The sequence below is a fragment of the Enterobacter cloacae complex sp. ECL411 genome (assembly GCF_021869665.1).
GTDB lineage: Bacteria > Pseudomonadota > Gammaproteobacteria > Enterobacterales > Enterobacteriaceae > Enterobacter > Enterobacter intestinihominis.
Genome location: NZ_CP091486.1, coordinates 4,062,511 through 4,087,363, shown reverse-complemented (window position 1 = coordinate 4,087,363; position 24,853 = coordinate 4,062,511). Strand labels below are relative to the sequence as shown.

Below are 24,853 nucleotides of genomic sequence, written 5' to 3'. Positions count from 1 at the left end.
GTTTGCGACGGCGAAAAGATAACTTGTCATACAACTTTAAAAGGTGAGTGACATCACAAAAGAGTGAATCTTTGTAGGGATATTATGCGGCGTGCGCAAAGCCAGATCTGGCGCGGCCTGCAAGAAGGTTTACCCCTTTGAGGGTAATTTATTTGTCGACGTTTATTGATCTAACTCACGAAAAAAACGTCGGACTCTGGGAATTGGTGTGATAACTTTGCAGCATCTGAACATAAGCTTTCTGACGCTCCCGTAATGAGGAAGACGATAATGACACCGTTTATGACCGAAGATTTCCTGTTAGATACCGAATTTGCTCGCCGCCTGTACCACGACTACGCAAAAGATCAGCCGATTTTCGACTACCACTGCCATTTACCGCCGCAACAGGTTGCCGAAAATTACCGTTTCAAAAACCTGTATGATATCTGGCTGAAGGGTGACCACTATAAGTGGCGCGCGATGCGCACCAACGGCGTGGCCGAGCGCCTGTGTACCGGCGACGCGACCGATCGCGAGAAGTTTGACGCCTGGGCCGCTACCGTTCCCCACACCATCGGTAACCCGTTATACCACTGGACGCACCTCGAACTGCGTCGTCCTTTTGGTATCACCGGCAAGCTGCTCTCTCCCGCCACGGCGGATGAAATCTGGGATCAGTGCAACGAATTGCTGGGGCAGGATAGCTTCTCGGCGCGCGGCATCATGCACCAGATGAACGTGAAGATGGTGGGCACAACCGACGATCCGATCGACTCCCTGGAGCACCACGCGGTTGTCGCGAAGGACAGCACCTTTGACATCAAAGTGCTGCCAAGCTGGCGTCCGGATAAAGCCTTCAACATTGAGCTGCCGACCTTTAATGACTACATGACGAAGCTGGCGGAAGTATCGGATACCGATATCCGTCGTTTCGCCGATCTGCAATCCGCGCTGACCAAACGTCTGGATCACTTTGCCGCACACGGCTGTAAAGTGTCTGACCACGCGCTGGACGTGGTGCTGTTCGCGGATTCCAGCGAAGCCGAGCTGGACAGCATCCTGGCGCGTCGTCTCTCCGGCGAAGCCCTGAACGAGCATGAAGTCGCCCAGTTCAAAACCGCGGTGCTGGTGTTCCTCGGTGCGGAATATGCCCGTCGCGGCTGGGTTCAGCAGTACCATATCGGCGCGCTGCGTAATAACAACCAGCGTCAGTTTAAACTGCTGGGCGCGGACGTGGGCTTCGACTCCATCAACGACCGCCCTCTGGCGGAAGAGCTGTCAAAACTGCTGAGCAAACAGAACGAGCAAAACCTGCTGCCAAAAACCATTCTCTACTGCCTGAACCCGCGCGATAACGAAGTACTGGGCACCATGATCGGCAACTTCCAGGGCGAAGGGATGCCGGGCAAGATGCAGTTCGGTTCCGGCTGGTGGTTTAACGATCAAAAAGACGGCATGGAGCGTCAGATGACGCAGCTGGCGCAGCTCGGCCTGTTGAGCCGCTTCGTTGGCATGCTGACCGACAGCCGCAGTTTCCTCTCCTATACCCGCCATGAATATTTCCGCCGCATTCTGTGCCAGATGATTGGCCGCTGGGTGCACGCGGGTGAAGCGCCAGCTGATATCCAGCTGCTGGGCGAAATGGTGAGAAACATCTGCTTTAACAATGCGCGTGACTACTTCGCCATTGAACTGAACTAAGGCCGTTTGAGGTTGATATGCAATACATCAAAATCCATTCGCTGGATAACGTTGCCGTCGCGCTGGCCGATTTAGCCGAAGGGACGGAAGTGACCTTCGACAACCAGTCGGTGACGTTACGCCAGGCCATTGGACGTGGACATAAGTTTGCCCTGATCCCCATCGCGAAAGGGGAGAACGTGGTGAAGTACGGTTTGCCCATCGGTCATGCGCTGGCGGATATTGCGCCGGGTGAATACATTCATTCCCACAATACCCGCACCAATCTCAGCGATCTGGACGAGTACAGCTATCAACCTGACTTCCAGCCAGAAGAAGGACAGGCGGCCGATCGTGAGGTACAGATCTACCGCCGCGCCAGCGGCGAGGTGGGGATCCGCAATGAGCTGTGGATCCTCCCGACTGTCGGCTGCGTGAACGGGATCGCGCGTCAAATTCAGACGCGTTTCCTGAAAGAGACTAATGATGCTGAAGGCACCGACGGCGTGTATCTGTTCAGCCACACCTACGGTTGTTCCCAGCTGGGCGACGACCACATCAATACCCGCACCATGCTGCAAAACATGGTGCGCCACCCGAACGCGGGCGCGGTGCTGGTGATCGGCCTCGGCTGCGAGAACAATCAGGTCGACGCCTTCCGCGACACGCTGGGCGAATTTGACCCTGAGCGCGTGCACTTTATGGTGTGTCAGCACCAGGACGACGAAGTGGAAGCGGGCGTTGAACAGCTGCATCAGCTGTACGAGGTGATGCGTCACGACAAGCGCGAGCCGGGCAAGCTGAGCGAACTGAAGTTTGGCCTGGAGTGCGGCGGATCTGATGGCCTTTCCGGCATTACCGCTAACCCAATGCTGGGTCGCTTCTCGGATTACGTGATTGCCAACGGCGGCACTACGGTGCTGACCGAAGTGCCGGAGATGTTCGGCGCAGAGCGCATTCTGATGAGCCACTGCCGCGACGAAGAGACCTTTGAGAAGACCGTCACCATGGTCAACGACTTCAAACAGTACTTCATCGCCCATAACCAGCCGATATACGAGAACCCCTCGCCGGGTAACAAAGCGGGCGGGATCACCACGCTTGAAGAGAAATCCCTGGGCTGCACTCAAAAAGCGGGCGCCAGCCAGGTGGTGGACGTGCTGCGCTACGGTGAGCGGCTGAAAACGCACGGCCTGAACCTGCTCAGCGCACCGGGCAACGATGCGGTCGCCACCAGCGCGCTGGCGGGAGCGGGCTGTCATATGGTGCTGTTCAGTACCGGTCGCGGTACGCCGTACGGCGGGTTTGTGCCGACGGTGAAAATCGCCACTAACAGCGAACTGGCGGCGAAGAAAAAGCACTGGATCGACTTTGATGCGGGCCAACTGATCCACGGCAAAGCGATGCCGCAGCTGCTGAGCGAATTCGTGGACACGATTGTGGAATTTGCCAGCGGCAGGCAGACCTGCAACGAGAAGAACGACTTCCGCGAGCTGGCGATCTTTAAGAGTGGTGTGACGCTATAAGTCGGGTGCGGGCTGGTGCCCTCACCCCGGCCCTCTCCCACAGCGAGAGGGTGCAAACACTAAAAACGGCAACACATGTTGCCGTTTTGCATTTACCTTGTAGGCCCGGTAAGGCGTAGCCGCCACCGGGCTTTTCTTTTTAACTGCGCAGGGCGTTCTTCGCTAAACGCGCATCTTCCGCCTGACAGGCTGCGGCGGTAAACAGCACGTCGGTAGAGGAGTTCAGCGCGGTTTCGCAGGAATCCTGCAATACGCCGATAATGAAACCGACCGCGACAACCTGCATGGCAATCTCGTTCGGAATACCGAACATGTTACAGGCCAGCGGGATCAGCAGCAGAGAGCCGCCCGCCACGCCGGATGCGCCACAGGCACACAGTGATGCAACGACGCTCAGCAGCAGCGCGGTTGGCAGATCTACCGGAATACCCAGCGTATGCACCGCCGCCAGCGTCAGCACGGTGATGGTAATCGCCGCACCGGCCATGTTCACGGTTGCACCCAGGGGAATCGACACCGAATAGGTATCGCGGTCCAGGTTCAGCTTCTCCGCCAGCGCCATGTTCACCGGTATGTTCGCCGCTGAGCTGCGGGTGAAGAAGGCATACACGCCGCTCTCGCGCAGGCAGGTCAGCACCAGCGGATACGGGTTGCGGCGGATCTGCCAGAACACCAGCAGCGGGTTGATCACCAGCGCCACCAGCAGCATACAGCCGACCAGGACGACCAGCAGCTGCGCGTAGCCCCACAGTGCGTCGAAACCGGTGGTGGCCAGCGTCGAAGAAACCAGACCAAAGATACCGACTGGTGCAAAGCGAATCACCAGCTTCACCATGAAGGTCACTGCATTGGACAAATCGTTAACCAGGTTTTTCGTGGTCTCGTTGCCATGACGCAGCGCGAAGCCCAGACCAATCGCCCAGACCAGGATGCCAATGTAGTTTCCGTTCATCAGTGCGGTGATGGGGTTAGAGACCATGCTCATCAGCAGGCCGCGAAGGACTTCCACAATCCCGGACGGCGGGGTGATATCACCGGCCGCGCTGGTCAGGTGCAGCGTGGACGGGAACAGGAAGCTAAACACAACGGCCGTTAAGGCAGCAGAGAAGGTTCCCAGCAGATACAGGAACAGAATAGGGCGAATGTTGGTTTTTTGTCCGTGCTGGTGGTTGGCAATCGACGCCATCACCAGCATCAGCACCAGTACCGGGGCGACGGCCTTCAGTGCGCCAACGAAAAGGGTGCCGAGCAGTCCCGTCGCTTCCGCGGCAGGTTTTGACACCATCGCCAGCAGAATACCCAGTACCAACCCGACCAGAATTTGTTTTACAAGACTGCCCTGCGCCAGGCGCGCAAGCAGGCCCTTAGATTGTGTGCTCATACGTTATTCCTGAGTGAAATTGCGTTCCATCCTGGATGTGCTCTAAGTCACATTTGTATCCGGATGTAAGTATTTGTTTGCCTGGTTGAGTATCAGGGAAAGCAGCGAAAGGCGGAAGCGTAAAATGCTGGATTTTACGTGTTGCGTCATGTTTTTTAACTATTGGTTAACGAAAGTGCCGGGTGGCGCTGCGCTTACCCGGCCTGCATTGCATTTCCCCCTCTCCCCGTGGGAGAGGGGTGGGGTGAGGGCATCAGCCCGCACCGAACGTTGCACTAAGCCTGCTGCTTCTTATCGTGCTGGCGGTTAACCCAGGTATTGATAATCAGCGTCACCAGCAGAATGCCAAACACCACGCCGAGCGAAATGGCGATCGGGATATGGTAGAAATCAACAATCAGCATCTTGATACCGATAAAGACCAGAATCACCGACAGACCGTACTTCAGCATTGAGAAGCGCTCTGCCGCGCCCGCCAGCAGGAAGTACATCGCACGCAGGCCGAGGATGGCGAACAGGTTCGAGGTCAGGACGATGAACGGGTCGGTAGTGACCGCGAAGATAGCCGGGATACTGTCCACCGCGAAAATCACGTCGCTCAGCTCGACCAGAATCAGCACCAGCAGCAGCGGGGTGGCGAACAGCAGGCCGTTCTTACGCACGAAGAAATGCTCGCTCTCGATCTTGTCCGTCATGCGCAGATGACCCCGGATCCACTTCACCAGCGGCTTATCACCGATACCGGTATCGTCTTCTTTCGCCAGCGCCATTTTGACCCCGGTGAACAGCAGGAACGCACCAAACACGTACAGCAGCCATTCGAACTGGGTAATCAGCCAGCTACCGGCGAAGATCATGATGGTACGCAGGATGATGGCGCCTAGCACGCCGTATACCAGCACGCGGCGTTGCAGGGCCGCAGGCACGGCGAAGTAACTGAACAGCATCAGCCAGACGAAGACGTTATCAACCGCCAGCGCTTTTTCAATCAGATAGCCGGTGAGGAAGGCGAGTGCCTGAGGATCGGCCACCGCGCGACCTTCGGTTGAGGCCAGATACCACCAGAAGGCGGCGCAGAAAAGAAGTGAGAGGGTAACCCATACCAGTGACCAGACGGCGGCTTGCTTAACGCTCATGCCGTGTTCGCCGCGACGACCCTGCAAAAAGAGGTCGATCGCCAGCATGATGAGCACGACAACCGCGAATCCGCCCCACAGCATTGGAGTGCCGACAGAATGCATACTATTTTCCTTACACATAAAAAAACAAAAACGGCTATGGTCAGAAGACGATAGCCGTTAGCTTTTTATGCATAGACCTCGCCTTCCGGCAAGGTCTCACTTACAACCACGAAGGTTGCCCGGCGACCGGATGCGGTTTTGCACGCATCGTAATGACGATCCACCGGCGAAGAAGTTACTCCCCTTTGCAGGTAACAAATTATGTCAGACCATTGATTTCGTCAATGGTCTGCACGATTTCATTACACAGCTTTACGCGACGGCTTCCACATTCACGCCGTCTGCGGGGAAGATTACGCCGGTCTGTCGGCGGATCTCCGTTTGCAGCTTCGCCGTGGTGCGGCTGATCGCCAGTCCCGGGTGGTTAACTTCGTTGTCTTCTACCAGACGGGCGAAGACCTCTGCCTCATAAAGCATAGTGTTAATATGCTGAGGCTGCGTCAGCTCCTGCGCTTTTCCGCCGCGCGGAACGATGCTGAGCTTCTGGCATTCGGAGATTTTTTCGATCACCAGCGAGCCGTCTTCGCCCTGAATTTCGCTTGGCAGCACGGAGTCGCTGACCTTCGAGTGCTGCAACGTCACGCTGAAATCGCCGTAGTCCAGCACCACAACGCCGTGTGCATCCACGCCGCTCTCCAGCAGGCTGGCGGTGGCCGTCACGCCGTGTGGTTCCCCCCACAGCGCAACCGCAGAGGCCAGGCAGTAAAAACCGATATCCATAATCGAGCCATTCGAGAAGGCCGGGTTAAAGGTGTTCGGGTTTTCGCCGTCCAGATAGCGCTGGTAGCGCGAGGAATACTGGCAGTAGTTGATAAAGGCTTTACGCACTTTGCCAATTTTCGGCAGGGACTGCTGCAACAGCAGGAAGTTGGGCAGGCTGGCGGTTTTGAACGCTTCAAACAGCACCACCTGGTTTTCGCGGGCAAGCGCAATGGCGGCTTCCACTTCGTGGATATTCGACGCCAGCGGCTTCTCGCAGATCACATGCTTTTTATGGCTGAGGAACAGCTTCGTTTGCGGGAAGTGCAGAGCATTCGGGCTGGCGATATAGACCGCGTCAATGGCGTCGCTTTGCGCCATCTCATCGAGCGAGGTGAACAGATGTTCAACCAGGTAGTCATTCGCAAAACTTTGCGCCTGCTCAAGGCTGCGGGAATAGACTGCGGTGAGCTTATATTTGCCGGTTTCGTGGGCGGCGTCGACGAACTGGCGAGTGATCCAGTTCGTACCGATGACTGCGAAACGTATCATAAACGTTTACGTACTCCGTAGCAGGGAACCTAAAGCCACTGTAGCACGTCCTCATGACATTTCGCGTGCGCTACTGCGCATTACTCTTTAACGATAAATGCGTCAGCCACAAACGGGTATCAAACTCCAGCTGGTGGTACTGCGGCTCCATATGGCAGCACAGGGAATAGAACGCTTTGTCGTGATCTTTCTCTTTCAGGTGCGCCAGCTCGTGCACCACGATCATCCGCAGAAAGGCTTCCGGCGCATTGCGAAAGACGGTCGCGACGCGGATCTCCGCCTTAGCCTTCAGCTTGCCGCCCTGCACGCGGGAGATGGCGGTATGCAGGCCGAGCGCGTTTTTCAGCACGTGGATCTTGTTGTCGTACATCACCTTGTTGATCGGCGGGGCGCTCTTCAGATACTGGCTTTTCAGATCCTGCGTATACTGCCAGAGGGCTTTGTCAGTCGCGAAATCATGCGTGCCCGGGTAGCGTTTTTCCAGCACCGCGCCGAGCTTTCCCGCGGCGATCAGGTCGCGAACCTGGGATAGTAATTGCTCCGGGTAGCCCTGGAGATAAGTCAGCTGGTTCATCAAAACCCCAAAATAGTGTGAAAACGGGTATACTCACGCACCCTTTTCAGGGATACGCCAAATTTTACCATTCAGGAGGGCCGATGAGCCACTTAGACAACGGTTTCCGTTCACTCAACCTTAAACGTTTCCCGGAAACGGACGACGTGAACCCGCTTCAGGCGTGGGAAGCGGCGGATGAATATCTGCTGCAGCAGTTGGATGAGACTGAAATCCGCGGCCCGGTTCTGATCCTGAATGACGCGTTTGGCGCGCTGGGCTGTGCGCTGGCGGAACATGCGCCTTACAGTATCGGCGATTCTTACTTAAGCGAGCTGGCGACGCGTGAAAACCTGCGCCACAACGATATCGACGAATCCAGCGTGAAGTTCCTCGACAGCACCGCGGGCTACCCGCAGGCGCCAGGGGTGGTGCTGATTAAAGTGCCCAAAACCATGGCGCTGCTGGAGCAGCAACTGCGCGCGCTGCGTAAAGTCGTGACGCCAGAAACGCGCATCATCGCGGGCGCCAAGGCGCGTGATATTCACACTTCGACGCTGGAACTGTTCGAGAAAGTGCTCGGCCCGACCACTACGACGCTTGCCTGGAAAAAAGCGCGCCTGATCAACTGTACCTTCAGCGCACCGGCGCTGGCCGACGCGCCGGAGACGCTGAGCTGGAAGCTGGAAGGCACCGACTGGACCATCCACAACCACGCGAACGTCTTCTCCCGTACCGGTCTGGATATCGGCGCACGCTTCTTTATGGAACATCTGCCGGAAAACCTGGAAGGGGAGATTGTCGATCTCGGCTGCGGTAACGGCGTGATTGGCCTGACGCTGCTGGCGAAGAACCCGGAGGCCAGCGTGGTGTTCAGCGACGAATCGCCAATGGCGGTGGCTTCAAGCCGTCTGAACGTGCAAACCAATCTGCCGGAGGCGCTGGATCGCTGCGAGTTTATGATCAATAACGCACTGTCCGGCGTAGAGCCTTTCCGCTTCAACGCGGTGTTTTGCAATCCTCCGTTCCACCAGAAGCACGCCCTGACGGATAACGTCGCGTGGGAGATGTTCCACCACGCGCGCCGCTGCCTGAAAATCAACGGCGAGCTGTACATCGTGGCGAACCGCCATCTGGACTACTTCCACAAGCTGAAGAAGATTTTCGGTAACTGCGTCACCATTGCGACAAACAACAAGTTTGTGGTGCTGAAGTCGGTGAAGCTGGGGCGTCGTCGATAAGATCGCTTTGCCTGGCGGCGCTTCGCTTGTACAGGCCTACGGTTTCAAATGCCCGGTGGCGCTTCGCTTACCGGGCCTACAATGGCCTCGGACCCGTAGGCCCGGTAAGCGAAGCGCCACCGGGCGATGCCGTTAAATACTCAGCGCCAGTTTTGTCCCCTGCGCAATCGCGCGCCGCGCATCCAGCTCCATCGCCACGTCGCACCCGCCAATCAAATGTACCGTTTTCCCTGCCTCACGCAGCGGATTGGCCAGATCGCGCTTCGGCTCCTGCCCGGCGCACAAAATCACATGATCCACGTCCAGCAGCTGCGGCTCACCGCCGATCAGAACGTGTAGCCCGTCGTCGTCGATCTTCTGGTAGTTCACCCCCGGGATCATCTTTACCCCGCGCGAGAGCAGGGTGGCGCGGTGGATCCAGCCTGTGGTTTTCCCCAGCCCTTCACCCGGCTTGCTGGCTTTACGCTGGAGCATCACGATCTGACGCGGGCTTTTCGGCAGTTGCGGACCTTCCGGGCGTAAACCACCGGACTGACTGAGACTGGTATCAATGCCCCATTCCACGCAGAACTCAGCGATGTTCTGGCTGGTGGCTTCGCCCGGCTGGCTTAAATACATCGCGGTATCAAAACCGATCCCGCCGCAGCCGATGATCGCCACCTTCTCGCCAACCGGCGCTTTGTCGCGCAGCACGTCCAGATAGCTCAATACCTTCGGATGATCGATGCCTTCGATCGCAGGGGTGCGCGGGGCGATCCCACTCGCGAGGATCACCTCGTCGAAACCGATCAGATCCGCCGCGCTGACAACCTGATTGAGCCGCAGATCGACGCCCGTCACCTCGATCATCCGGCGGTAATAGCGCAGCGTTTCATAGAACTCCTCTTTGCCGGGGATCTGTCTGGCGATAGTAAACTGCCCGCCGATTTCCGCCAGCGCATCAAACAGCGTCACGCTGTGCCCACGCGAGGCGGCATTGACCGCAAACGCCAGGCCAGCGGGTCCTGCGCCCACCACGGCCAGACGCTTCTTGTTGGTCGCAGGAACGATCGGCATTTTGGTTTCATGGCAGGCGCGGGGATTCACCAGGCAGGAGGTGACCTTGCCGACGAAGATCTGATCCAGACACGCCTGGTTACAGCCGATACAGGTGTTGATCTCATCCGCACGGCCGCTTTGCGCTTTGGAGAGCAGTTCGGCATCCGCGAGGAACGGACGCGCCATCGACACCATATCGGCGTCGCCGCGGGAGATCACATCGTCCGCCACCTGCGGATCGTTAATGCGGTTAGTGGTCACCAGCGGAACGGAGACTTTGCCTTTCAGCTTGCGCGTTACCCAGCTGAACACCGCACGCGGCACCGGCGTGGCGATGGTGGGGATGCGCGCTTCGTGCCAGCCAATCCCGGTGTTGATAATGGTGGCACCGGCGGCTTCAATCGCCTGCGCCAGCTGTACGGTTTCGTCGAAGGTGCCGCCGCCTTCCACCAGGTCGAGCATCGACAGGCGGAAGATGATAATAAAATCCGCACCGGCACGTTCACGCACCGCGCGCACCACCTCCACGGCAAAACGCATGCGGCGGGCATAGTCACCACCCCATTCGTCGTCGCGCTGGTTGGTGCGTGCGGCGAGGAATTCGTTGATCAGATAGCCCTCGGAGCCCATCACCTCCACGCCGTCATAGCCCGCTTCCCGCGCCAGCGCGGCGCAGCGAGCAAAGTCATCTATCAGCGCCAGGATCTCGTCATGGCTGAGGGCATGGGGAGTAAAGCGGTTAATCGGTGCCTGAATAGCAGAGGGGGCAACCAGGTTCGGCTGATAGCTGTAGCGCCCGGTATGCAGAATTTGCAGGGCGATTTTGCCGCCCTCGTTGTGAACCGCGTCGGTCACCATGCGGTGGTGCGGCAGCTGTGTCGCATCGTTCAACACCGCGCCGCCCTCCATCGTCACCCCGGAAGGGGCAGGGGCTACGCCGCCAGTGACAATCAGCGCCACCCCGTGGCGCGCGCGCTCGGCATAGAAGGCTGCCAGACGTTCAGCCCCGTCCGGACGCTCCTCCAGCCCGGTGTGCATTGAGCCCATTAACACGCGGTTTTTGAGGGTAGTGAACCCCAGATCGAGAGGGGCGAATAACGACGGGTAGCGGCTCATAGTCTCTTCCAGTGTAAAATTATTGTTATGTGGTCGGATGAGTTACTAATTTAGCCAGCGGCGGCAGAAAGGTAAAAGCGGGATCGAATGATTGTGATAGATCTCAAAGAACTTCACCCCTCACCCCGGCCCTCTCCCCAGAGGGGAGAGGGTGAAAGGCCGCACGGAGCAGTCCCCTCTCCCCTCTGGGGAGAGGGTTAGTGTGAGGGGCGTGTGTCGCGCATCAGGCCCGGCGCCTGCCACATCGAGGTTGTCAGCCCGCTGTCCACCAGCCCGAGCTGGTCCGCGTACACCGCCTGCCATTTCTGCATCATGCCGTCGTACAGCTCGCGGTGCGCCGGGTTTGGCGTGAACTCGCGGCTCCACTTCACCAGCCGCTCGCCCGTCGAGGCCATATCCGCGAACAGCCCCGCGCCAGCTCCTGCGGCAATGGCGCAGCCGAGCGCCGTTGCCTCTTTGACTTCTGGCACGCGCACCGGCAGGCCGGTGACGTCGCTTAAAATCTGGCTCCACAGGGCGCCCTTTGCGCCGCCGCCCGCAAACACCAGGCTCTCAAACGTCACGCCGGAGAAGCGCGAAATCTGCGCCAGGTTGCAGGCCGAGACGATCGCCGCGTTCTCTTCCAGCGCGCGGAACAGCGTCGCTTTGTTGCACTTTTCCGGGTCAATGGAGAGGTTAATAAACGACGGCGCGGCGTGGTACCACTGTTTGAAATGCATCGCGTCGGAGAAGATCGGCATCACCCCGTGGGAGCCCGGCGGGACGCGGCTCGCCATCTCTTCGAGCAGGGAGTAGGGGTCCATTCCCATGCGTTCGGCAATCAGCTTCTCTTCGGCGCAGAAGGCGTCGCGGAACCAGCGCATGGTCAGCCCGGTAAAGAAGCTGATCGACTCTGCCTGCGCCATGCCGGGGATAACGTGCGGGTTTACGCGGATGTTCATCTCAGGGTCGGTGCGCACCTGCGGCAGGTTCACCACCTGTTGCCAGAAGGTGCCGCCCAGCACCGCCGTTTGTCCGGCGCGCACCACGCCCAGCCCCAGACAGCCCAGTTGCACGTCGCCGCCGCCCATCACCACCGGGGTGCCCTCGCGCAGGCCGCTCTGTTGTGCGGCTGCTTTGGTGATGGCCCCCAGCACGGTGCCGGTCTCTTTTACCGGGGAGAGGATATCGGCGCGCAGCCCGGCCATGTCGAGCAGCGCCGGACGCCAGTCGCGGGAGAAGAGATCCAGCATGCCCGTCGTGCCCGCATTGGACGGGTCCACCGCCAGCTCGCCGGAGAGCTTCGCCGCCAGCCAGTCGCTGATCATGGTGATGGTGGCGGCTTTACGATAAATATCCGGACGATGGTGCGCCAGCCACAGCAGGCGCGGCATGGCGCTGAGGGCAAGCGTCTGGCCGGAAACGTCATACACTTCGGATTCAAACCGGTAGTCGTGGATCTCTTTGAGTTCAGCTACCTCTCGGCTGGCGCGGGCGTCGACGTTGGCGCAGGCCCAGATAGCCTCGCCGTTGCGGTCGTACAGCACAATCCCTTCGCGCATCGAACAGCAGGCGACGGACTGAATATCCGCCGCGCTCAGGCGCGCGCGCTCCAGCGCCTGATGAATACACCGGCAGGCCAGCTGCCAGTTGGTGTCGAGGTCGAACTCCATCGAGCCCGGCACGTTCTCGACGCTCAGGTGTTTCCACTCGGCCTGGCCAACGGCAATCTGGTTGCCCTGCAAATCGAAAATAACGGCGCGAACGCTGCCTGTCCCTGCATCTAACGCTAAAAGGTAACTCATGAGCATGCCTCATTGTTAGCGCAGGGAGGGCTCTTAAATGGCCAGAGCCAGCACCGCGCGGGCTGTCGTCTCTTCCGTCACCAGGCCATTAATACGACGGCCCTTCAGTGCGGCATAAATCGCATCGGCTTTCTCTTCCCCCCCGGCCACGCCTACGATGGTGGGCAGCTGTGCCAGTTCATCGAGCGTGACGCCCAGTAGTTCTTTGTGGATCTCCAGCTCCTCGACGCATTCCCCTTCGGCATTGAGGAAATAGCCAAGGATATCGCCGACCGCGCCCTTGCGGGCGTACATCAACTGTTCACCTTCGCTGATATAGCCGGAGCGCAGTATCGTCGCGTCACGGCGCTGGTTCACCGAGCCAATGCCGACCACCGCCACGTCAGCGGCGGTGGCGGCGAGGATCACGTCCCGCACGCTGGTTTCGCGCTTTAAGATCCCGGCGACTTCAGCGGATGACACGCGAAGCGGGGCAGGGATCATGCTGACGCTACAGGCCGCATCCAGCTGGCCGATACCGGTCATATACGGCCCCACGCCGCCGGAGAGCGTCACCAGGCGGATCTGCTGTGAGCTGATAAAGCCGCTCAGGTGTTGCAGGCTGCTCATGGTGGTTTCACCGAAGCCCACCGCTAACAGCTGGCCGGGCTCCAGCACGCCCATCAGCGACTGGGCCGCGCCAATGCCTAACCGCACGTTCATCGGCGGCGTATTCAGGGCGGGCATCACGCGCACCAGCTTCAGGCCAAATCGTTGTTGCAACTCGGTTTCCAGCGCCAGGCAGCCCTCGTAGCGGGAGTTTATCTGCACGCGGATCACCCCGGACTGACGGCCTTTCTCCAGCAGGCGGGAGATCTTCAGGCGCGGCAGCCCGAGCCGCTCGCCGATGTCGTTCTGAGTCAGCCCGTCGTGGTAGTAGCACCAGGCCACGCGCGCCACCAGCTCCTCTTCCGCCAGTGCCAGCCCGGCAAACCGTCCTTCTTCCGCAGTGCGTTTATCGCTCATAGTTGAACTCTTATAAAAATTTAGATCATATGTTCGTGATGGTGCGGCGTGAAAATGTGAGCCACGCGACAAAACGGATCTTTTCGATCCTTTCCGGTTTATCTGAATCTCAATCGATAAAACTGTGATCCCTGCACGGTTGTAAATATAGTTCACCGTCTACGCTTTTGAACATTATTAAATCTAAAAATCATTTGTTCAATAGCGGAGCGATGATGACACCACTTCTCGAGGCACGTGACATCTGCAAACAGTTCTCTGGCGTGCCTGTGTTAAAAGGCATTGATTTCACGCTGCTTGCTGGGCAGGTGCATGCGCTGATGGGCGGTAACGGCGCGGGAAAATCGACGTTGATGAAAATCATCGCCGGGGTTGAAACGCCGGATCGCGGTGAGCTTTCGGTTGCGGGCGAGTCTTTTGCACGGCTTACCCCGTCGCAGGCGCACCGGTTAGGCATTTATCTGGTGCCACAGGAGCCGCTGCTTTTCCCCAACCTGACGGTGCGGGAAAACATCCTGTTTCGTCTGCCGCGCGAACGAGATCGGGAAAAGCGGCTGGCGGAGAAACTCCAGCAGCTGCAATGTCAGCTTAATCTCGATGCCGCTGCCAGCACTCTGGAAGTCGCGGATCAGCAGATGGTGGAGATCCTTCGCGGGCTGATGCGCAACGCCAGAATTCTGATCCTCGACGAGCCCACGGCATCGCTCACGCCGGGCGAGACCGAACGCCTGTTTCGCCAGATCCGCGCGCTGCAGGATCTCGGCGTTGGCATTGTTTTTATCTCGCACAAGCTGCCGGAAATTCGCATGATTTCGAGCCACGTCTCGGTGATGCGCGACGGCGCGGTGGTGCTGAGCGGCGAAACCGCGCAGTTTGACGATAACGCCCTGATCGCCGCCATGACGCCGGTCAGCCGGGAAAAGTCGCTAAGCGATACGCAAAAGCTGTGGCTGGCGCTGCCGGGCAACCGCCGAACCCAGGCGCAGGATTTCCCGGTGCTGCGGGTGGAGGATCTCACCGGGGAAGGGTTTATCGATCTCAGCCTTGAGATTTATGCCGGGGAGATTGTCGGTCTGGCCGGGCTGGTGGGGTCCGGGCGTACCGAGTTTGCCGAAACGCTTTACGGCCTGCGTCCGGTACGCGGCGGGCGGGTGTGGCTGGAGAACCAGGAGATCACCGCCGATCCGGTCAGTTCCCGTCTGAAAAAAGGGCTGGTTTATCTGCCGGAAGACAGGCAGGTGTCCGGCCTGTTTCTCGACGCGCCTGTCCGCTGGAACACCGTGACGCTGAACGAGCCGTCGCTCTGGCAGCAGCGAAAGCGGGAGTCTGCGGTAGTGGAGCGTTACCACCGGGCGCTGGGGATCAAGCTCAACCATGCGGATCAAACCGTGCGCACGCTCTCCGGTGGTAATCAGCAGAAGGTGCTGCTGGCGCGCTGCCTGGAGGCTAATCCTTTATTGCTGATCGTCGATGAACCGACGCGCGGCGTGGACGTATCGGCGCGCGCCGATATCTACCAGCTGCTGAAAAGCGTGGCGGCGCAGAACGTGGCAGTGCTGATGATCTCAAGCGATCTCGATGAATTTCCCGGCCTCGCGGATCGGGTGCTGGTAATGCATCAGGGCGTGCTCAGCGGCGAACTGCCGCGCCAGGCCGTCAGTCTCGACCGGATGATGGCGCTGGCGTTTGGAGGGCAATCATGAAGATCTTACTGAAAAACCGCGAGCTGAGCGCGTTTCTCGCCATTCTGGCCCTGTTCGCCGTGCTGGTGGCGCTGAACCCGTCCTACCTTAGCTTACAAACCCTGGGGATGATCTTCGCCAGTTCGCAGATCCTGATTTTGCTGGCCATCGGCGCGGCGCTGGTGATGCTGACCCGTAATATCGACGTCTCCGTCGGCTCCACCGTCGGGCTGTCCGCCATTGCCGTCGGCGTGGCGCTCAACAGCGGCTACAGTCTGCCCGTTTCCATTCTCTTCGCGCTGACGATTGGCGCGCTGGCGGGGGCGTTCAACGGTTTTCTGGTGGTGGGGCTGCGCATTCCAGCGATTGTCGCCACCCTCGGCACGCTGGGGCTGTATCGCGGAGCGATGCTGCTCTGGACCGGCGGGAAGTGGATTGAAGGGCTGCCGCCGGGGCTGAAATCCCTCTCTGAGCCTGCCGCCGTCGGCATTTCGCCGCTCGGCATTGTGGTGTTGATAATCGTGGTCACAGGCGCGTGGATACTGTCGCGCACCGCCTTTGGCCGTGATTTCTACGCCGTGGGGGATAACCTCGCCGCCGCACGTCAGCTGGGCGTGGCGGTGAACCGCACCCGCATGATCGCCTTTACCCTCAACGGCATACTCGCGGCCTGCGCCGGGATCGTCTTTGCCGCGCAGATTGGCTTTGTGCCCAACCAGACCGGCAGCGGGCTGGAGATGAAGGCCATCGCCGCCTGCGTGCTCGGCGGCATCTCGCTGCTGGGCGGCACCGGCACGCTGATCGGCGCCCTCCTCGGCGCGTTCTTCCTCACCCAAATCGACACCGTGCTGGTGCTGTTCAGGCTGCCGGCCTGGTGGAATGACTTTATCGCCGGGCTGGTGCTGCTGGGCGTGCTGGTGCTCGACGGGCGGCTGCGTCAGGCGCTCTCACGGCATCAGCGGGCGCTGAAATACAGCCGTTTCCAGCCGGGTAACAGAGGGGGAAAGCACGTCACCCCGTTTCCCAAACGCAACAAAGAGGTGGCATAAATGAGGCTTAACTGGGAAAGCGCGCTGCTGATTTTACTGGTGCTGGAGATCCTGCTCTTCGGCGCCATCAACCCGCGCATGCTCGACATCAATATGCTGCTGTTCAGCACCAGCGACTTTATCTGCATTGGTATCGTGGCGCTACCGCTCACGCTGGTGATTATCAGCGGCGGGATCGACATCTCCCTCGGCTCAACCATCGGCCTGTGCGCTATCGCGCTGGGGGTGATGATGCAGGCAGGGTGGCCGATGGCGGTCGCCATCCCGCTGACGCTGCTGCTCGGCCTGCTGTGCGGACTGTTGAATGCGGCGCTGATCCACTACACCGGCATCAGCCCTTTAGTGATCACTCTCGGCACGCTCTACCTCTACGGCGGCGGGGCGCTGCTGCTCTCCGGCATAGCGGGTGCGACGGGCTACGAGGGGATCGGCGGCTTCCCGGACAGCTTCACGGCGTTCGCTAACCTGACGGTGTTGGGCCTGCCGATCCCGCTGGTGCTGTTCGCGGTGATTACCGCTTTCTTCTGGCTGATTACCCATCGCGGGCGCTTTGGTCGGCATCTGTTTTTAATTGGCCAGAATCCGCGCGCGGCGCGCTATGCGGCGCTGTCGGTGAACGGTATGCCGTATGCGCTGTACGGCCTGGTGGGCGTGGCCTCGGCGGTTGCCGCGCTGGTGATGGTCTCCTATTTCGGCTCCGCGCGTTCGGATCTGGGGCGCGATTTACTGATGCCTGCGCTCACCGCCGCCGTGCTCGGCGGAGCGAATATCTACGGCGGCTCAGGTTCGGTTGTCGGTACGGCGCTGGCGGCGCTGCTGGTGGGGTACCTGCAACAGGGTTTACAGATGGTTGGTATCCCCAACCAGGTGTCGAGCGCGCTGTCAGGGGCGCTGCTGGTTGTGGTGGTGATGGGGCGTTCGCTGAGTCTGCACCGTGAATGGGTGCGTTCTCTCTTCAGAAAACTATCCGGAGCGTAAGATGAAAACAAAACTGCTCGTCCTGGCAATGGCCCTCAGCTTCGCTTCGGCGCAGGCGGCGGACCGCATTGCCTTTATCCCAAAACTGGTGGGTGTGGGATTCTTCACCAGCGGCGGCAACGGCGCGAAAGAGGCGGGGAAAGAACTTGGCGTGGACGTGACTTACGACGGCCCGACCGAGCCGAGCGTCTCCGGCCAGGTGCAGTTGATCAATAACTTCGTCAACCAGGGCTATAACGCCATCATCGTCTCTGCCGTGTCGCCGGACGGTCTCTGCCCGGCGCTGAAGCGCGCGATGCAGCGCGGCGTGAAGGTCCTGACCTGGGATTCCGACACCAAACCGGAGTGCCGCAGCATTTACATCAACCAGGGCACGCCGGAACAGCTGGGCGGCCTGCTGGTGGAGATGGCAGGCAAGCAGGTCACCAAACCGAACGCGAAAGTGGCGTTCTTCTACTCCAGCCCCACCGTCACCGACCAGAACCAGTGGGTGAAAGAGGCGAAGGCCAAAATCGAGAAAGACCATCCCCAGTGGCAGGTCGTCACCACGCAGTTTGGCTATAACGACGCCACTAAATCCCTGCAAACCGCCGAGGGGATCTTAAAAGCCTATCCGGATCTGGATGCGATCATCGCCCCGGACGCCAACGCCCTGCCGGCGGCGGCACAGGCGGCGGAAAACCTGAAGCGGGAAGGGGTGGCGATTGTCGGCTTCAGCACGCCAAACGTGATGCGTCCGTACGTTGAGCGCGGCACAGTGAAAGCCTTCGGCCTGTGGGACGTGGTGCAGCAGGGCAAAATTGCGGTCAATGTCGCCGATCGTTTGCTGAAAAAGGGCGATCTTAACCCTGGCGACAGCGTGGAGGTGAAAGATATCGGGACGCTGAAGGTCGAGCCGAACAGCGTGCAGGGCTACCAGTATGAGGCGAAGGGCAACGGCATCGTGCTGCTGCCGGAGCGGGTGGTGTTCACCAAAGAGAACATCAGCAAATACGATTTCTGACGGGGGAGCAAATGGCTGATTTAGACGACATCAAAGACGGCAAGGATTTTGGCATCGGTACGCCGCAGCAGAATGTGCCGTACACCCTGAAGGGCTGCGGTTCGCTCGACTGGGGCATGCAGTCGAGGCTTTCGCGCATCTTCAACCCGCAGAGCAACCGCACGGTGATGCTGGCCTTTGACCACGGTTACTTTCAGGGACCGACCACCGGCCTTGAGCGTATCGATCTCTCCATCGCGCCGCTGTTTGGCGAAACCGACGTGCTGATGTGTACCCGCGGCATCCTCAGGAGCCAGGTACCTGCCGCGACGAACAAACCGGTGGTGCTGCGCGCCTCCGGCGGTAACTCGATTCTGGGCGAGCTGTCTAACGAGTGCGTGGCGGTGGCGATGGAAGACGCGCTGCGCCTGAACGTCTGCGCGGTGGCGGCGCAGGTCTATATCGGAAGCCCGTTTGAACATCAGTCGATCAACAACATCATCAAGCTGGTGGATGCGGGGGCACGTTACGGCATGCCGACGCTGGCGGTGACGGGCGTGGGTAAAGAGATGGCGCGCGACGCGCGCTATTTCTCGCTCGCCAGCCGCATCGCTGCCGAAATGGGGGCCCAGTTCGTCAAAACCTACTACGTGGACGAGGGCTTTGAAAAAGTGACCGCCAGCTGTCCGGTGCCGATTGTTATCGCGGGCGGCAAAAAGCTGCCGGAGCATGAGGCGCTTGAGATGTGCTGGCGGGCGATTGACCAGGGCGCGTCCGGCGTGGATATGGGGCGCAACATCTTCCAGTCCAGCGCGCCGCTCGCCATGCTGAAGGCGGTGAAGAAAGTGGTTCACGAGAACATGAGCGCCCGGGAGGCGTTCCAGTTCTGGCAGGAAGAGAAACAGGGAGAAGCAAAATGAACGTGACGCTGGTGGAAATCAACATCAAACCCGAGCGGGTGGATGAGTTTCTGGAGGTATTTCGCGCCAACCACGAGGGGGCGATCCAGGAGCCGGGAAACCTGCGCTTTGACGTCTTGCAGGACCCGAGGGTGAAAACCCGGTTCTTTATCTATGAGGCCTATAAAGACGAAGAGGCGGTGTTGGCGCATAAGCAAACGCCACACTATCTGGCGTGCGTGGACAAGCTCGAAGAGTTGATGTCAGAGCCGCGCAAAAAACGCTGCTTTGTGGGGTTGTTGCCGGAGTAGCGTTTTGCCCGGTGGCGCTGCGCTTACCGGGCCTACGGGGGCGAGAGGGGGCGGTGTTTGCCCGGTGGCGCTAACGCTTACCGGGCCTACGGGAGGATGGTGCGGTGTTTGCCCGGTGGCGCTGCACTTACCGGGTCTACGGGTACGGGGGGGTTGATTTTGTAGGCCGGGTAAGCGAAGCGCCACCCGGCGTTGTTCACGCCAGCTCCAGCAACTGAACACGCGCCGTCGCGCCCGGCATCAGCTTTTGCAGATTGCTCACCAGCTCATCGCCAGCTTCCTGTAATGCCGCCAGCGGCATCGACGGCAGGCTTTCGAGAATAAACCACATGGACTGCGCCTGGCTGTCCAGACGCGTGCGTATCCCCTGTCGCCAGTTCCAGCGGCGGCAGGTGACGCCAAGATCGTCACGCCAGATAACTTCGCCTGGTTCCGGGTTTTCGACTACCGGCTCACCCTCTTTAAAGGTATCAAACGGCTCGCTGCCGTCGGCCAGCGTCAGGCGCGGCGCACCCGCGTAAGCCGCCAGATTTTCTCCCCCCACCGGAATAGCGTAGCGGATGCTGATGGCATTATAGATATCCACCACCGGGTCGAGCGGCGGCAGCGAACCATCTCTCATCACGCGCTTACGCAGAGCCGAGGCCGAGCAGGGCGTACGTTTGGGTTTTGCACCAAAGGCTTTAAACACCTCATCCCAGGCGGCGAGATGATTTTCTGCCCAGGGCACATCATCATTGAGCATCTGCTGGCAGACCTGCGCCAGCGCGGCGGGAGCAACCTCCGGTTGGGTAATCGGGGCGGCTTCAACCTGAATGCTCAGCGCCCGAAAGCCGGGCGCGATCCCGACAAGTCGCGAATCTATTGACGGTGCTACAAGAGACATAAATAATCCTGTATTGACTGTTTTATACCATGGTAGTGACCAATGACTGATAAAGTCAATATAATGACCGATGCGGGCGCCGATGTTGCCCAGGTAAGCCTGGCCGTGGCTAACCGTATCCGCAGCTGGCGGAAAGAGAAAAAACTGTCGCTGGACGAGCTTTCTCGCCGCGCCAGCGTCAGCAAAGGCATGCTGGTGGAGATCGAAAAAGGGGCTGCCAACCCCAGCATTGCCATTCTGTGTAAACTGGCCGCCGCGCTTGGCGTCTCGGTGGCAGATATCGTTAATGTCTCCAGCGAGCCGCAGGTACACATTATTCAGGAAGAGGCGATCCCGGTTCTGTGGCAGGGCGCACAGGGCGGTTACGCCAGATTGCTGGCAGGCACCGCAGGCCCGGACATGATTGAGCTGTGGCAGTGGGAGATGCATCCGGGAGAAACGTTCACCTCTCCGGGACATCCGGCGGGAACGTTTGAGCTGCTGCACGTGAACGAAGGCGTATTAACCCTGACGGTGGACGAGACGGTGGCACAGGTTAATGCTGGCGCGTCGGCGGTAGCGAAAACGGAAGCGGCGCACGGCTACGCCAATGAAGGCGATACCGTGCTTCGCTTCACCATGACGGTGGCAGAGTTTCACCGATAAAAAGCAGCCCGGTGGCGCTAACGCTTACCGGGCCGACATCTGCAGTATGTTGTAGGCCGGGTAAGCGTTAGCGCCACCGGGCGTTTTTACGCCTCTTCCACGCTCACCCGCAGCGCCGCCAGCGCCTTACGCGCCGCCTTCAGCACCTGTTCACACTGCTCAATGGTGAGCGTCAACGGTGGCTCAATGCGGATGGTTTTCGAGTTGTTGAGCGTTCCCGCCACCAGTACCCGCTGGCGGAACATCTCGCTTGCGAAGCTATAACCGGTTTCGTTATCAACGAACTCAATCGCCATCAGCATCCCTTTCCCGCGTGCATCCTGTACCAAATCCGGGTATTCCCGGCCCAGCTGACGGAAGCCGTCCAGCAGCATGTCGCCTTTCTGCTCCGCCTGCGCAGGCAGGTTTTGCTCCAGCAGCACGTTGATGGTGGCCAGCGCTGCCGCACAGGCCAGCGGGTTACCGCCAAAGGTGGTGGTATGTAAGAACGGGTTGACGAATAGCACCGAGAAGACCTCCTCAGTGGCGACCGTTGCGCCAATCGGCATCACGCCGCCGCCGAGCGCTTTCGCCAGGCATAAAATGTCTGGCTGAACGTTCTCATGCTCGCAGGCGAACATCCTGCCGGTACGCCCCATCCCGGTCTGCACTTCGTCGAAGATCAGCAGCGCGCCAAACTCATCGCACAGCTGACGCACGGCGGGCAGATAGCCCTGCGGCGGGAGAATCACCCCGCCTTCGCCCTGAATCGGCTCCAGGATCACCGCCGCCACGTCGTCGCCGGTTTTACGGCATTCACTCAGCATGGTGCGCATGGCGTTGATTTCGCCAAACGGTACGTGGCGGAAGCCCGGCAGCAGCGGCATAAACGGTTTGCGGAAGGTGGATTTGGCGGTCGCCGACAGTGCGCCCAGGGATTTCCCGTGGAACGCGCCGCTGGTGGCGATAAAGGTGAATTTCCCGCGCGGTGACTGGTACGCTTTGGCGAGTTTAATCGCCGCTTCGACCGATTCGGTGCCGCTGTTGCTGAAGAAGCTGTATTTCAGCTTACCGGGCGTTAAGGCTGCCAGCGTTTTCGCGAGCATGGCGCGAAGCGGATCGAGCAGTTCCTGGCTATGGAGAGGTTGTTTCGCAAGTTGATTCTGTACGGCGGAAACCACAACTGGATTACGGTGCCCCACGTTGAAAATACCAAAACCACCCAGGCAATCGATAAACTCCTGTCCCTGGGTGTCGACAAGCGTATTCAGACTCCCCGCTTGCCACTCTACGGCTCCGTAATCCCCGCCGGCGGTAACAGATTTGCGATACTCCAGAAAACCAGGATTCACATGCTCTTTAAAGTAATCAATGACCTCACGGTTAAGTTGTTTCATCTCCTCATGATCAAGCGTTCGCTTTTCAATGAGATTCAGTGCGTGCGCGGTACAGGCAAGAGCCGAGGCGCTGGAAGGTAACCTGTTCAAAATATGCTCCCGGGGATCGCGTATCACATGATACTGAGTTAAGTATTGCAGGGATTACGCCACCTCAGATGCCTTAACAAAAATCGGGATAAACGCCAGGTGAAATCAAAGTTGCACAATATTTAATCATGCCATCGCGCGCCGCACGGGATAAGGGATAACGAGCCGGGGATTGGGTTTCGTCAATTGCACTGCTCCAGGGCAGGAAATGCGCCTTAAGTGTGCGCCGGAGGATCATGCTTTGTAGGTAGTTGCGTGTCGAAAGTATTTTAAATCAATTAATTAGAAAAGCGTACGAAAAGTGCGGTTTAACCGAGATTTGCGATCTCAATCATATTTAACAACTAAAGATAAATTTTTTATCGCCGAAAAAACATAAGCCACAAAATTAACATTCAAATAACCTGCAAGGGATGCTCACTATGTCCTCTCCTGACTATGTCACCCAGAATGAATATCCGCTGGACGATGACACCACGCTTATGTCGACCACCGACCTCCACAGCTACATGACCCACACTAACGACACCTTTGTGCAAGTGAGTGGCTTTACGCTTCAGGAGTTGCTCGGGCAGCCGCACAACATTGTGCGCCACCCGGATATGCCGAAAGCGGCTTTTGCCGACATGTGGTACACGCTGCAAAAGGGCGAGCCCTGGAGCGGGATTGTCAAAAACCGACGTAAAAATGGCGATCACTATTGGGTACGCGCCAATGCGGTACCAATGGTGCGTAACGGTCAGATGACGGGCTATATGTCCATTCGTACCCGCGCCACCGAGGACGAGGTCGCCGCGGTGGAGCCGCTTTATAAGGCGCTCAATGAAGGACGTAGCAAAAAACGCATTCATAAAGGGCTGGTGGTACGCAAAGGCTGGCTCGGCAAATTACCGGCGATGCCGCTGCGCTGGCGCGTGCGTAGCGTAATGGCGGTACTTTTTGCGGTGATGGCTGCAACGCTGGTTGCCAGTGCCGCAGGCTGGGCTTCGCTGGTGGCGGCAGCCGTGGTGATGCTGCTTGGCACCCTGGTGTTTGAGCAACAGATTATCCGCCCGGTGGAAAACGTCGCAAGGCAGGCGCTCAGGGTCGCTACCGGCGAGCGTAACAGCGTGCAGCATCTTAACCGCAGCGATGAACTGGGGCTGACGCTGCGGGCCGTCGGACAACTGGGGCTGATGTGCCGCTGGCTTATCAACGACGTCTCCAGCCAGGTGGTGAGCGTGCGCGACGGCAGCGACAGGCTGGCGCAGGGTAATGAAGATCTCAACGACCGCACGCGCCAGACCGTGGCTAACGTGCAGCAGACCGTGGCAACAATGAACCAGATGGCGGCGTCGGTGCAGAGTAACTCTGAGACCGCAGCCGAAGTCGACAAGCTGTCGATGGCTGCCAGCAGCGCGGCCACGCAGGGCGGCACCGTGATGCAGACCGTGGTGAAAACCATGGATGACATTGCCGACAGTACCCAGCGCATTGGCTCTATTACCTCGCTTATCAATGACATCGCCTTCCAGACCAATATTCTGGCGCTGAACGCCGCGGTTGAGGCGGCACGCGCGGGCGAACAGGGGAAAGGCTTTGCGGTGGTGGCGGGCGAAGTGCGTCATCTTGCCAGCCGCAGCGCGAACGCGGCTAACGATATTCGCAAGCTGATCGACGCCAGCGCCAGCAAAGTGCAGTCGGGCGCCGATCAGGTCCACGCCGCGGGACGTACCATGGATGATATTGTCGAGCAGGTGAAAAACGTCACGCAGCTTATCGCGCAGATCAGCCACTCCACCTCCGAGCAGGCTACAGGCCTGACAGAGCTGACCCGTGCCGTGGCAGAACTGGACAGCATTACGCAGAAAAATGCTGACCTGGTCGAAGAGAGCGCGCAGATTTCCGCGATGGTTAAGCACCGGGCCGGACGTCTTGAAGATGCGGTTACCGTGCTGCATTAAGAAATGCATGCTTCGATAAAGCCGTTTATTCCTCCGGGGTAAACGGCTTTTTTGTTTTTCAGAATAAGTTATGTTGTTAATGAAATATTAAGTAACTAAAAAAAGCACCCGATTTTTAATTGCTACGCCCCGGATTTATTGAAAGTTAGAAATAAAAAAACGATCAAAGTCATAAAGTTAGCGAGTTTCCTACCGATAACAGCGATCGTCTGAG

Annotated in this window: 20 protein-coding genes; 11 read left to right on the top strand and 9 right to left on the bottom strand. The window is 58.9% G+C overall.

The features are described from left to right. Positions 1–270: 270 nt before the first annotated feature. Together uxaC and L3069_RS19565 are read left to right on the top strand one after the other, a co-directional pair. Positions 271–1,683, top strand: a complete 1,413-nt coding sequence (gene uxaC / locus L3069_RS19570) for a glucuronate isomerase (protein WP_038416769.1) — start codon at positions 271–273, stop codon at positions 1,681–1,683. Between the two features lie 17 nt (positions 1,684–1,700). After that, positions 1,701–3,188 (top strand): UxaA family hydrolase, encoded by a 1,488-nt coding sequence (locus L3069_RS19565; protein WP_038416768.1) that lies wholly within the window; start codon positions 1,701–1,703, stop codon positions 3,186–3,188. A gap of 139 nt (positions 3,189–3,327) precedes the next feature. Here L3069_RS19565 and sstT read toward each other — a convergent pair whose 3' ends face one another. The 4 genes from sstT to L3069_RS19545 form a co-directional block, all read right to left on the bottom strand. Then, the gene (sstT, locus tag L3069_RS19560) at positions 3,328–4,569 is read right to left on the bottom strand and encodes a serine/threonine transporter SstT (RefSeq protein WP_023298692.1); all 1,242 of its coding nucleotides are present in this window, start codon (positions 4,567–4,569) and stop codon (positions 3,328–3,330) included. A gap of 275 nt (positions 4,570–4,844) precedes the next feature. Next, positions 4,845–5,810 carry a TerC family protein gene (locus L3069_RS19555; protein WP_022649470.1) on the bottom strand — a complete coding sequence of 322 codons (966 nt, stop codon included), beginning with the start codon at positions 5,808–5,810 and terminating at the stop codon, positions 4,845–4,847. A 252-nt stretch (positions 5,811–6,062) separates the two neighbouring features. Next, a complete protein-coding gene (locus L3069_RS19550; protein ID WP_022649469.1) occupies positions 6,063–7,061 on the bottom strand; it encodes a Gfo/Idh/MocA family protein in 999 nt (332 codons plus the stop codon). A 70-nt stretch (positions 7,062–7,131) separates the two neighbouring features. Next, positions 7,132–7,635: a M48 family metallopeptidase gene (locus tag L3069_RS19545; protein WP_023298690.1), complete on the bottom strand. Its 504-nt coding sequence runs from the start codon at positions 7,633–7,635 to the stop codon at positions 7,132–7,134. 83 nt (positions 7,636–7,718) lie between these two features. Between L3069_RS19545 and rlmG the strand changes: the two genes are divergently transcribed. Further along, positions 7,719–8,855 carry a 23S rRNA (guanine(1835)-N(2))-methyltransferase RlmG gene (gene rlmG / locus L3069_RS19540; RefSeq protein ID WP_038416767.1) on the top strand — a complete coding sequence of 379 codons (1,137 nt, stop codon included), beginning with the start codon at positions 7,719–7,721 and terminating at the stop codon, positions 8,853–8,855. 132 nt (positions 8,856–8,987) lie between these two features. Here the strand turns inward: rlmG and L3069_RS19535 are convergent, their stop codons facing one another. The 3 genes from L3069_RS19535 to lsrR form a co-directional block, all read right to left on the bottom strand. Then, positions 8,988–11,009 carry an NADPH-dependent 2,4-dienoyl-CoA reductase gene (locus L3069_RS19535; protein WP_038416766.1) on the bottom strand — a complete coding sequence of 674 codons (2,022 nt, stop codon included), beginning with the start codon at positions 11,007–11,009 and terminating at the stop codon, positions 8,988–8,990. Between the two features lie 197 nt (positions 11,010–11,206). After that, complete coding sequence (lsrK, locus tag L3069_RS19530; RefSeq protein ID WP_063135866.1) at positions 11,207–12,793, bottom strand: autoinducer-2 kinase; 1,587 nt, start codon at positions 12,791–12,793, stop codon at positions 11,207–11,209. A gap of 33 nt (positions 12,794–12,826) precedes the next feature. Further along, positions 12,827–13,798 carry a transcriptional regulator LsrR gene (gene lsrR, locus L3069_RS19525; RefSeq protein ID WP_022649464.1) on the bottom strand — a complete coding sequence of 324 codons (972 nt, stop codon included), beginning with the start codon at positions 13,796–13,798 and terminating at the stop codon, positions 12,827–12,829. Positions 13,799–14,013: 215 nt separating this feature from the next. Here lsrR and lsrA point away from each other — a divergent pair, with 215 nt between their 5' ends. From lsrA to lsrG, 6 genes are read left to right on the top strand one after another with little or no spacing between them, the layout of a single operon-like run. Further along, the gene (gene lsrA / locus L3069_RS19520) at positions 14,014–15,501 is read left to right on the top strand and encodes an autoinducer 2 ABC transporter ATP-binding protein LsrA (RefSeq protein WP_038416764.1); all 1,488 of its coding nucleotides are present in this window, start codon (positions 14,014–14,016) and stop codon (positions 15,499–15,501) included. Continuing rightward, a complete protein-coding gene (gene lsrC, locus L3069_RS19515; protein ID WP_038416763.1) occupies positions 15,498–16,529 on the top strand; it encodes an autoinducer 2 ABC transporter permease LsrC in 1,032 nt (343 codons plus the stop codon). Before lsrA ends, lsrC begins: the two co-directional genes overlap by 4 nt. After that, positions 16,530–17,507 (top strand): autoinducer 2 ABC transporter permease LsrD, encoded by a 978-nt coding sequence (lsrD, locus tag L3069_RS19510; protein ID WP_038416762.1) that lies wholly within the window; start codon positions 16,530–16,532, stop codon positions 17,505–17,507. Position 17,508: 1 nt separating this feature from the next. Next, positions 17,509–18,510, top strand: coding sequence for an autoinducer 2 ABC transporter substrate-binding protein LsrB (gene lsrB, locus L3069_RS19505; protein ID WP_032626349.1), 1,002 nt, complete (start codon positions 17,509–17,511; stop codon positions 18,508–18,510). An 11-nt stretch (positions 18,511–18,521) separates the two neighbouring features. Continuing rightward, positions 18,522–19,409, top strand: a complete 888-nt coding sequence (lsrF, locus tag L3069_RS19500; RefSeq protein ID WP_022649459.1) for a 3-hydroxy-5-phosphonooxypentane-2,4-dione thiolase — start codon at positions 18,522–18,524, stop codon at positions 19,407–19,409. Then, entirely contained in the window at positions 19,406–19,699 is a 294-nt protein-coding gene (lsrG, locus tag L3069_RS19495; RefSeq protein ID WP_022649458.1) for a (4S)-4-hydroxy-5-phosphonooxypentane-2,3-dione isomerase, read from the top strand. Before lsrF ends, lsrG begins: the two co-directional genes overlap by 4 nt. A gap of 196 nt (positions 19,700–19,895) precedes the next feature. On the opposite strand, the gene L3069_RS19490 is transcribed toward lsrG, so the two are convergent. Then, the gene (locus L3069_RS19490; protein WP_023298680.1) at positions 19,896–20,585 is read right to left on the bottom strand and encodes a B3/4 domain-containing protein; all 690 of its coding nucleotides are present in this window, start codon (positions 20,583–20,585) and stop codon (positions 19,896–19,898) included. A 42-nt stretch (positions 20,586–20,627) separates the two neighbouring features. On the opposite strand from L3069_RS19490, the gene L3069_RS19485 reads away from it, so the two are divergent. Then, positions 20,628–21,230: a helix-turn-helix domain-containing protein gene (locus L3069_RS19485; protein WP_017382413.1), complete on the top strand. Its 603-nt coding sequence runs from the start codon at positions 20,628–20,630 to the stop codon at positions 21,228–21,230. Positions 21,231–21,316: 86 nt separating this feature from the next. On the opposite strand, the gene ygjG is transcribed toward L3069_RS19485, so the two are convergent. Next, positions 21,317–22,696 carry a putrescine aminotransferase gene (gene ygjG, locus L3069_RS19480; protein ID WP_038416761.1) on the bottom strand — a complete coding sequence of 460 codons (1,380 nt, stop codon included), beginning with the start codon at positions 22,694–22,696 and terminating at the stop codon, positions 21,317–21,319. Positions 22,697–23,118: 422 nt separating this feature from the next. On the opposite strand from ygjG, the gene L3069_RS19475 reads away from it, so the two are divergent. Continuing rightward, positions 23,119–24,639 carry a PAS domain-containing methyl-accepting chemotaxis protein gene (locus L3069_RS19475; RefSeq protein ID WP_038416760.1) on the top strand — a complete coding sequence of 507 codons (1,521 nt, stop codon included), beginning with the start codon at positions 23,119–23,121 and terminating at the stop codon, positions 24,637–24,639. Positions 24,640–24,853: the final 214 nt, after the last annotated feature.